Here is a 9,747-nt window from a genome sequence, read left to right on the forward strand (position 1 = left end):
GCGACGCGGCCGAGGCCGTGCGTGCGCGCGACGACACGCGGCGCCAGCTCGCCACACTGACCGACAACGCGACCGTCGCGCTGTTCATGACGGACGCCAACCGGCACTGCAGCTTCATGAACCCGGCCGCCGAGCGCATGACCGGCTACACCTTGGCCGAGCTGCACGACCGGCCGCTGCACGACGCGATTCACCACCAGCGTCCCGACGGCAGTGCGTATCCGAGATCGGCATGCCCGATCGACCGTGCCTTTCCCGAGAACGACCGACAGCAGGGCGAAGACGTGTTCGTGCATGCGTCGGGGCGCTTCTATCCGGTGGCCTACACCGCCAGCCCGATCCGCGTGGACGGGGTGCCGGTCGGCGCCGTCGTCGAGGTGCGCGACATCACCGCGGAGCGAGCGGCGCACGCCGAGCGGCTGCGTCTGCTGCAAAGCGAGCAGGAAGCGCGCGCCGAGTCGGACGCCGCCAACCGCGCCAAGGACCACTTCCTCGCCATGCTGGGCCACGAGCTGCGCAACCCGCTGAACGCCATCAGCAACGCCGCTTACCTGCTCGAGAGGCGATCGGGCGCTGGCACCGCGGAGAACGACCCGGCGGCTCGGCCGCTCGGCGTGATCCGTCGCCAGCTCGTGCATGTCACGCGGCTGGTCGACGACCTGCTCGACGCCAGCCGGGTCTCGACCGGCAAGATCGCGCTGAACCGCCGGCCGCTCGACCTGGCGGCGCTGGTGCGGCACATCGCCCAGGCGGTTTGCGGTGCCGCCAGCACCGCGCGCCACCGGCTCGTGCTCGACCTGCAGCCGACCTGGGTGGAAGGCGACGAAACCCGGCTCGAGCAGGTCGTCACCAACCTGCTGTCCAACGCGGTGCGCTACACGCCGGCCGGCGGGCGCATCGAACTGACGCTGCGCTCCGAGCACGGCGCTGCGGTGCTCGGCGTGCGCGACGACGGCATCGGCATGGCACAAGAGCTGCTGAAGCGCGTGTTCGACCTGTTCGCGCAGGGCGAACGCGGCATCGAGCGCGCCCAGGGTGGCCTGGGCATCGGCCTGACCCTGGCGCGCCGGCTCGCCGAACTGCATGGCGGCAGCGTCGATGCGGCCAGCGACGGCCCTGGCCTCGGCAGCGTCTTTCGCTTGCGGCTGCCGGCCATCGCCCCGCCGGCGGGCGCTGCGGCAGCCGACACGGCGATGGTGCGCGGCCCGTCGCGCCGCATCCTGATCGTGGAGGACAACGACGATGCGCGCGAGATGCTGCGCGCGCTGCTCGAGCACGCCGGGCATCGCGTGAGCGCCCGCGCCGACGGCCCGAGCGGTCTCGAGGCCGCACTGGCCCTGCAGCCGGAGGTCGCGCTGATCGACGTGGGACTGCCGGGGCTGAGCGGGCCGGAGGTGGCTGAGCGCATCCGCGCGCACCCCCGTGGCCAGGCGGTGATGCTGGTGGCGGTCACCGGCTACGGCCAGCCGGAGGATCGCGCGCGCTCGCAGGCGGCCGGCTTCGATCTGCATGCCGTCAAGCCGGTGGACGTGGAGTCGCTGCTGCAGAGCATCGAGGCTGCGCTGCTTGCACGGCCTCACAACTTTCGGCCGGCAGCACAGGCGAGGGACGACGATTCGGTGATCATCGCGGCATGACCGACCGCCTCGACCTCGACCTGCCCGTGCGCAACACGGTGTTTGCCGGCGCCGGAGAGATGGCCGCCGCGCTGCGGTCCATCGACTGGTCACGCAGCGCGCTCGGCCCGGTGGCGCAGTGGCCGCAAAGCCTCAAGACGGTGGTGCGGCTGATGCTCGACTCGCGCTATGCCATGTGGCTGGCCTGGGGCCCGGACTCGAGCTTTTTCTGCAACGACGCCTACCGCCCCACGCTGGGCAAAAAGCGCGGCTTCCTGGGAAGCCCGGCACGCAAGGTGTGGGCCGAGATCTGGCCCGACATCGGCCCGCGCATCGAGCATGTGCTGCGCACCGGCGAGGCCACCTGGGACCAGGGCCTGCAGCTGTTTCTGGAGCGCAGCGGTTTCACCGAGGAGACTTATCACAGCTTCTCCTACAGCCCCGTCCACGACGACGACGGCACGGTTGCCGGCATGCTGTGCGTGGTGTCCGAGGACACCGAGCGCAGCCTCGGCGAGCGGCGCCTGGCCACCTTGGCGGCGCTGTCGAACGCCACGCTAGGCGCGCACAGCGCCGCTGCCGCCTGCGCGCGGGCGGCAGCGGCGCTGGCCGCCAACCCGCACGACCTGCCGTTCGTGCTGATCTACCTGCTCAGCGACGACGCGCGCTCGGCGGTGCGCGCCGCGCACGCCGGCCTGGCGGCCGATTCGCCCGCAGCGCCCGAGCGCGTGTCGCTGGTCGGGGGTGACGGTGACGGCCATCGCATCGACCCCTCACCCTGGGCCTTCGCCGAAGTGCTGGCGTCGAGCGCGCCCCACGAGTGCGACCTGCGCGGCGCGGCGCTGCATGCCGGCCCGTGGCCCGAGCCGATCGCGCTCGCCGTCACCTTGCCGCTGGCGCGCGCCGGGCAAAGCGAGCGCCTGGCCGGCTTCATGGTGGTGGGCCTGAGCACGCGCTCCACGCACGGCGAGAACTACCTGCGTTTCGTCATGCTGATCGGCACGCAGGTCGCCAACGCCATCTCGGATGCGCGCGCCTTCGACGAGGAAAAGCAGCGCGCCGAAGCGCTGGCCGAGCTCGACCGCGCCAAGACCGCCTTCTTCTCCAACGTGAGCCATGAGCTGCGCACGCCGCTTACCTTGATGCTCGGCCCGATCGCCGACCTGCTGGCCGAACCCGGCGGCATGGAGCCCGACGCGCGCGGCCTGTTGACGATGGCCGAGCGCAACGGCCGGCGATTGCAACGACTTGTCAACACCCTGCTCGATTTTTCGCGCGTGGAGGCCGGGCGCGTGCAGGTCCACCGCGAGCCGCTCGACCTTGCGGCGCTCACCGCCGACCTGGCCGGCATGTTCCGCCCGGCCACCGAGAGGGCCGGCCTGCGGCTCGTGATCGACTGCCCGGCGCTCAGTGCGCCGGCCTACGCCGACCGCGAGTTGTGGGAAAAGATCGTCCTCAACCTGCTTTCCAACGCGCTCAAGTTCACCTTCAACGGCGAGCTGCGCGTGAGCCTGCGCGAAGTCCAGGGCAGTGCGATCCTGTGCGTGAGCGACACCGGCACCGGCATCCCCGAGGCCGCCCAGGCGCGCGTGTTCGAGCGCTTCTACCGCGTGGAGGGCGCGCACGGCCGCACCCACGAAGGCAGCGGCATCGGCCTGGCGCTGGTGCGCGAGCTGGCGCGATTGCACGGCGGCGAAGCCACGGTCGAAAGCCAGCTCGGGGTGGGCAGCCGCTTTTGCGTGCGCGTGCCGCTCGGCCGCGCCCAGCTGGCCGATGAGCGTGTGGGCCCGGCGCGCCACACCGGCGCCGCCGAACACGACGTGGAGGTCTACCTCGGCGAGGCGCAGAGCTGGTTGCGCGACACCGGCTGGTCCGGCTTGGACGTCTTGTCCGAGGCACCGCAGCGCGCCGCAGCGCCGCTGCCGGACGGCGGCGCCGACGCGACCGACCGGGCCACCGTGCTGGTGGTCGACGACAACGCCGACATGCGCGGCTACCTGGCGCGTCTACTCGGGCGCACCTACCGCGTGGTGGCGGCGGCCAACGGCGCGGCGGCACTGGAAGCGGTGCGCGCCGAGCCGCCCGACCTGGTGGTCAGCGACGTGATGATGCCGGGCCTGGACGGCTTTGCGCTGCTGCGCGTGCTGCGCGACGAGCCGGCCACCGCGAGCCTGCCGGTGATCTTGCTGTCCGCGCGCGTCGGCGAAGAGGCGCGCATCGAGGGCCTGTCCGGCGGCGCCGACGACTACCTCACCAAGCCCTTCAACGCCCGCGAGCTGCTGGCGCGCGTGGCCGGCACCTTGGCGCTGGCGCGCGCGCGCCAGGACACGGCGCACCGCGAGCGCGCCTTGCGCGCGGAGACCGAGAACGTGCTGGAGAGCATCACCGAAGGCTTCCTCGCCACCGACCCGCGTTGGGCTCCGAGCTACGTGAACAGTGCGGCGGAACGAATGTTGCGCAAGGGGCGCTCCGCGCTGCTGGGCCATTCGATCTGGGATTCGTTTCCTGGGCTCGTCGGCAGCCCGTTCGAGGCACCGTTCCGCCGCGCCATGACCGAGCGCGTTGCAGTGCGCGTGGACGCGCCCTTCGAGCCGCTGGGCACCTGGCTGGAGGTCAATGTTTATCCGGTGGCCGGTGGCGGCCTCGCGTTCTACTTTCGCGATGTGCTGCAGAACAGGCTGCTCGAGCAGGCGCAGCGCCGCATGCTCGAGGAACAGCGTTTCCTGCTCGACCTGAACCTGTCGACGCAGACACTGGTTGATCCCGAAGAGGTGATGGCGGTGACCGCGCGGCGCCTGTGCGAGCACCTCGGCGCCGACCGCTGCGCCTACGGCGAAGTGGAGCCGGATCAGGACCACGTCCTCATCACGGCCGACCACACGCGCGTGGCCGGCAGCATGGTCGGGCGCTGGCGGCTGTCGAGCTTTGGTGCCCGCATGCTGCAGGGGCTGCGCGGCAATCAGCCGATGGTGGTGCATGACGCGCTGGCCGATGCCAGCATCGCCGACCGCGTGGACACCTACCGAGCGGCAGGAGTCGCCGCGTTGATCTGCGTGCCGCTGCACGAGCGCGGTTGCCTGGTGGCCGGGATGACGGTCCAGCAGAGCCGGCCGCGCCGTTGGCTGGACGCCGATGTGGAGCTGGTGCGCACCGTGGCGCTGCGCTGCTGGGAGGCCACCGAGCGAGCACGCGCGGTGCGCAGCCTGGGCGCCAGCGAGGCGCGTTTTCGCGGCTTGTCGGAGTCGATGCCGCACGTCGTTTTCAGCGTGCGGCCCGATGGCGGCATTGCCTGGATGAACCGCTATGGCCGCGAGTTTCATGGCATCGACGGCGCCTTCTCCGAAGAACGCCGCTACGCGCTGTTTCACCCCGCGGAACGCGCGCGCACCCGTGCCGCCTGGGCGCATGCGCTGGCCAGCGGCGAGCCGTATTCAAACGAGGTGCGCATGCGGCGCGCCGACGGCAGTTGGCGCTGGATGATGAGCCGTGCCTTGCCGCTCTGCGACGAGGCGGGCCGCATCGTCGAGTGGATCGGCAGCAGCGTCGACATCGACGAGCTGCGCGGCGCCCGGCAGACGCTCGAGGATGCCGACCGACGCAAGGACGAGTTCATCGCCACACTCGCCCACGAACTGCGCAACCCGCTCGCGCCGCTGCGCAACGCCGTACACATCCTCAAGGTGGCGCCTACGCCCGACACCGTTGTGCGCGTGCAGCCGCTGATGCAGCGCCAGATCGAGCATCTGGTGCGGCTGGTCGACGACCTGCTCGACGTGTCGCGCATCAGCGGCGGCAAGGTCGAGTTGCAGCGCACGCCGCTGGCACTGGCGCAGGTGCTGGGCAGTGCGGTGGAAACCAGCCGTCCGCTGATCGAGGCGGCCGGTCACACGCTCGAGCAAGAGCTGCCCGATGAGCCGCTGGTGGTCGACGGCGACGCGGTGCGCCTGGCGCAGGTGTTCGCCAACCTGCTCAACAACGCCGCCAAATACACCGACCCGGGCGGCCACATCGTGCTCGCGGCAACACGCGAAGGCACGCGGGCGCGCGTGTCGGTGCGCGACAACGGCATCGGCTTGACGGCGCCCATGCTGCCGCGCGTGTTCGACCTGTTCACCCAGGTCGACCCCGCCAACGCGCGCGGCCAGGGCGGCCTGGGCATTGGCCTGTCGCTGGTGCGCAGCCTCGTGGATTTGCACGGCGGCAGCACCGAAGCCCACAGCGCCGGTCCGGGCTGCGGCAGCGAGTTCGTGGTGTGGCTGCCGCTCGCGTGCGCTCAGAACGAGCACCGGGTCGAAGGCGCGGGCGCTGCCAACCTGGCTTCGAGCCATGACGCCGCGCCGCGCGCGCCGCAAAAGGTTCTCATCGTCGACGACAACCGTGACGCCGCTGAAAGCCTGGGCGTGCTGCTGGAGTTTCTGGGGGCGAGCGTGCGGGTGGTGAATGACGGACCCGCCGCGCTGGCCGAGCTGGCGACGCAGCGTCCGGCCGTGGTGCTGCTCGACATCGGCATGCCCGGCATGGACGGCTACGAAGTGGCTCGTCGCATGCGCGCGCTGCCCGATGGTCAGGCCTTGACCTTGATCGCGCTCACCGGCTGGGGCCAGGACCAGGACCGTGCCCGCACCCAGTTGGCCGGCTTTGACCACCACATGGTCAAACCCGCCGACATCGACGCCCTGTCGGCGTTGCTGCAAGCGGCCGAGGCCAAGCGCGGGCCACCGCAGTGACGCACCCGGCTCGGTGGCATCAGCGCCGAGCGGCGGGAGGACCGGCGGAAGAACTGGCGCCAGCGGCCGGCACGCTCGCCGCACTGGCGGGCGTGTCGGCGCCGGGCGCGCTGGCACCCCCCGAAGCGCCGTAGGTCGGCTCCGGATAGCGCCGCTCGCAGGCCGCGGCCATGGCGCCGAGCGCCACCAGGGTGGCGATCTGGGCTGCGTTCATGGCCTTGCCGCTCATGCAGAACTCCGGTGTCGAGCGCTGGCGCGCGGCTTGACTCAGTTGGCGGCGGCCTTGGCGCGGTCGCGCAGCTGTTTGATCTCGTCGTGGTTGCGCTGCACGCCCTCGTACTGGCGCTCCACCACCGCGCGCACGTTGGCGGGCAGCTCGTCGTCGAGCGCACTGCGGTAAGCGGCCTTGGCGCGGTCCTCGCCGCGCTCGCATTCCTCGAGCATGGTCTTGTCGTCGTAGTGGGTGAGCGTGCCGCGCACGGCAACCCAGCCGCGGTGCATGGCGCCACCGGCACTGCCGCCGGTCTCGGCCTCGCCGCCGCACTGCGTCACCAGCTTTTGCAGCTCGTGCGCGCTTTCTTGGCATTCGCCGGCGCGACGGCTGAAGGTGGCCTTGAGGTCGGCCGACTTTGCATGCTCGGCGCAGGCATTGAAGCCGTACTCGCCGTCCTTGGAGGTTTCGATCAGGTCGTTGAGCGTGTCAATCAAATTGTCGTTGGTCATGATGCGTCCTTCGGGGTAGGGGGAGGGTGGGTCGGGGTGGGCGCGTTGCAATGCGTGGGCTAGCAGAGTGGCACATCGCATGCCTGCTCCAGCGGCCCGCCTTGCGGCCGACCGCGCGGCCGGTGCGCCCAGGGCATGCCAGTTGCTTCGTGCAGTTCAAAACACTGCTGCCCATTCCATTCATGCCCGTCGTTCCTTTCCTTCCTTACGCCGGCCGGTCGTTGCCCTGCGCCGAGGTCGGCTCGCGGCCTCATCTCGTGGACGCCACCATGTTCTGGAGCGCCACCGGGGGCGGCGTGCGGCGCTATTTACTCGGCAAGCGCAGCTGGCTGTGGCGCCACCGCTGGCGTCACACCATCGTCGCGCCGGGGGCCACGGGGCAGGGCCTGGTCGACTGCGGTGGCCTGCCGCTACCGGGCAGCGGCGGCTACCGCTTGCCGCTGGCGCGTGCTCGGGCCACGCAGCAATTGGTGCGGCTCGCGCCCGACCTGATCGAGGTGGGCGATCCCTACCGCCTGGCCTGGTCGACGCTCGATGCAGGGCAGCGGCTGGGCGTTCCCGTGCTGGCGTTTTGCCACAGCAACCTGATCGCCCTGGCCATGCGCGCAGCGGGCGGCGAGGGACTGCTCGCGCGTTCGGCCGGGCGCGCGGCGGCGCGCTACCTGCGTCACACCTACGCCCGCTTCGACGCGGTGCTCGCGCCGAGCCGGGCCATGGCCGGCGTGCTTGCCGACGTCGGCGTCAAGCGCGTGCTGGTGCAGCCGCTCGGCGTGGACACCGGCGTGTTCCATCCGCGCGAGCGCGATGCCGGCTGGAAGCGCGAGCTGGGCGTGAGCGACGCGACGCGCGTGCTGCTCTACGCCGGCCGCTTCGCGCCCGAGAAAAACCTCGCGTTGCTGGCTGAGGCCGTGCGCTGGCTCGGGCCCGACTATTTGCTGGTGTGCGTGGGCGCCGGCCCCAAGCCACCGCCCGCTGGCGAGCAGGTGCGCGTGTTGGCGCACCAGCACGGCAGCCAGCAGCTCGCGCGCATGCTCGCCAGCGCCGACTTGTTCGTGCATGCCGGCGACCAAGAAAGCTTCGGCCTTGCCGCACTCGAAGCGATGGCTTGCGGCACGCCGGTGGTGTTGCGCCGCGCCGCCGGCCTGGCCGAACTGCTGGGCGAGGGCGAGGTTGGCATCGGCGTCGACTCCGCACGCAGCCACGACTGGGCGGAAGCGATTGCCGCAGCCTTTGCCGGCGACCGTGCGCGCCTGGGTGCCGCCGCCCGCGCCGTGGCCGAGCGCCACGATTGGAACGATGTGATGCCCGGCCTGCTGGAGCGCTATCGCCGTCTGGTCAGCGACGTCGTCGTCGTTCCCGGCGGCGGCGGTGTCACCCAGCCGGCCGTGTCGTGGCGCCACCCGCTCGGCGTGAGCACCGAGGATCCCGCATGAGCCACAGGCATCAGCCACCGTGGGGGCCGACATCGAGCCGGCGCCGGGCCGTTCCCGAGGCGGCGAGCGCCCCCTCGGGGGGCAGGTGCCGCCAGGCACCGTGGGGGCAGTGATGACCCCCGCGCTGTGCATCGTGCTGCACGACGTGGCACCTGCCACCTGGTCGGCATGCGAGCGCGTGTGTCGGTACGTGCAGTCGCTGGCGCCCGCGCATGCGCCGCTGCCGATGACGCTGCTGGCCGTGCCGCAGTACCACGGCTGCTCGCCGAGCCCGCTGTTCGAGCGCTGGCTCGACGTGGCTGCGGCGCGCGGCGACGAACTGGTGCTGCATGGCTACACCCACCGCGACGACGGCGCGCCGCGCGGCTGGCTCGACCATGCACGCCGACGCTGGTACACGGCCGGCGAAGGCGAGTTCGCGGCCTTGTCGCAGCGCGAGGCGACGCAGCGCTTGCGCGCCGGCATGAGCTGGTTTGCTCAGCATGGCTGGCCGCTGCATGGCTTTGTCGCGCCGGCCTGGTTGCTCAGCGAGGGCAGTTGGAACGCGCTCGACGAACTGGGCTTTGCCTACACCTGCACGCTCGGCGGTCTGGTCGCGCTGCCCTCGCGCGAGCGACTGCGCAGCCAGAGCATCGTCTACAGCTGCCGCTCGGCCTGGCGGCGCGCCGTGTCGCTGGGCTGGAACGCCGCCGTCGCACGCCACGAGCGCGATCAGCCGCTGCTGCGCTTGGAACTCCACCCCTGCGACGCCGAACACCCGAGGGTGCTGTCAAGCTGGCTCGGGCTGCTCGAGGAGGCGCTGCGAAAACGGCGCGCGCTGACCCTGGCTCAGGCCGCGGCGGAATGCTTCGGCGCGCACGACGGCACCGCCTTGCTCGGCGCCAACGCGCGGTAAGCGGCCTGCGCTGCGAGCGCCCCCCAAAGCTTCCCTGACGGTACGCCACGGCATCGGCTTTACAGGCAAAACGGGTATGGGAATTGCTGGCCTCTTGACCGAGTGCATTAGGTGCGCCACTGCCCCCCACTACCGACATCGCCTTCGTCCTCAACCCGAGACAGGTTTGTCCGACACCGCCATGCTGCCCACCGCCCACCCCATCCATGCCCCGGCCACGCCCGACCAGATTTCCATCGGCCTCGCGCGATCACGCCCCGACCTGTGCAAGGCGCTGCTCGCGACCGTCAACGCGTTGAGTAGCGCCAACGTGGTGGACGAGCGCACGGTCGATCGCTTCGTGCTCGTCGGCT

The 9,747-nt window shown here is 71.3% G+C and carries 7 protein-coding genes; 5 read left to right on the forward strand and 2 right to left on the reverse strand.

The annotated features are described in order from the left end of the window. Together RMO12_RS03925 and RMO12_RS03930 are read left to right on the forward strand one after the other, a co-directional pair. Positions 1-1,637 (forward strand): ATP-binding protein (locus tag RMO12_RS03925; RefSeq protein ID WP_309638278.1); only part of this gene is annotated, 1,637 nt, incomplete at its 5' end. Continuing rightward, entirely contained in the window at positions 1,634-6,343 is a 4,710-nt protein-coding gene (locus RMO12_RS03930) for an ATP-binding protein (protein WP_309638279.1), read from the forward strand. The genes RMO12_RS03925 and RMO12_RS03930, both read left to right, overlap by 4 nt. A 19-nt stretch (positions 6,344-6,362) precedes the next feature. Here the strand turns inward: RMO12_RS03930 and RMO12_RS03935 are convergent, their stop codons facing one another. Together RMO12_RS03935 and RMO12_RS03940 are read right to left on the reverse strand one after the other, a co-directional pair. Further along, on the reverse strand, positions 6,363-6,572 hold the full coding sequence (locus tag RMO12_RS03935; protein WP_309638280.1) for a hypothetical protein: 210 nt from the start codon (positions 6,570-6,572) through the stop codon (positions 6,363-6,365). A 38-nt stretch (positions 6,573-6,610) separates the two neighbouring features. Further along, the gene (locus RMO12_RS03940; RefSeq protein WP_309638281.1) at positions 6,611-7,066 is read right to left on the reverse strand and encodes a PA2169 family four-helix-bundle protein; all 456 of its coding nucleotides are present in this window, start codon (positions 7,064-7,066) and stop codon (positions 6,611-6,613) included. A gap of 269 nt (positions 7,067-7,335) precedes the next feature. Between RMO12_RS03940 and RMO12_RS03945 the strand changes: the two genes are divergently transcribed. From RMO12_RS03945 to RMO12_RS03955, 3 genes are all read left to right on the forward strand, one after another. Next, positions 7,336-8,499 carry a glycosyltransferase gene (locus tag RMO12_RS03945; protein ID WP_309638282.1) on the forward strand — a complete coding sequence of 388 codons (1,164 nt, stop codon included), beginning with the start codon at positions 7,336-7,338 and terminating at the stop codon, positions 8,497-8,499. Between the two features lie 112 nt (positions 8,500-8,611). Next, positions 8,612-9,394, forward strand: a complete 783-nt coding sequence (locus RMO12_RS03950) for a polysaccharide deacetylase family protein (RefSeq protein WP_309638283.1) — start codon at positions 8,612-8,614, stop codon at positions 9,392-9,394. Between the two features lie 166 nt (positions 9,395-9,560). After that, on the forward strand, positions 9,561-9,747 hold a 187-nt coding region (locus RMO12_RS03955; protein ID WP_309638284.1), incomplete at its 3' end, for a hypothetical protein.

The organism is Methylibium sp., from assembly GCF_031393925.1.
Taxonomy (GTDB): domain Bacteria; phylum Pseudomonadota; class Gammaproteobacteria; order Burkholderiales; family Burkholderiaceae_C; genus Methylibium.

Coding starts and splice junctions, on each gene's coding strand:
- RMO12_RS03940 (WP_309638281.1), bottom strand. CDS start 7,066: ATGACCAACGACAATTTGATTGACACGCTCAACGACCTGATCGAAACC.
- RMO12_RS03935 (WP_309638280.1), bottom strand. CDS start 6,572: ATGAGCGGCAAGGCCATGAACGCAGCCCAGATCGCCACCCTGGTGGCG.
- RMO12_RS03930 (WP_309638279.1), top strand. CDS start 1,634: ATGACCGACCGCCTCGACCTCGACCTGCCCGTGCGCAACACGGTGTTT.
- RMO12_RS03950 (WP_309638283.1), top strand. CDS start 8,612: ATGACCCCCGCGCTGTGCATCGTGCTGCACGACGTGGCACCTGCCACC.
- RMO12_RS03945 (WP_309638282.1), top strand. CDS start 7,336: ATGTTCTGGAGCGCCACCGGGGGCGGCGTGCGGCGCTATTTACTCGGC.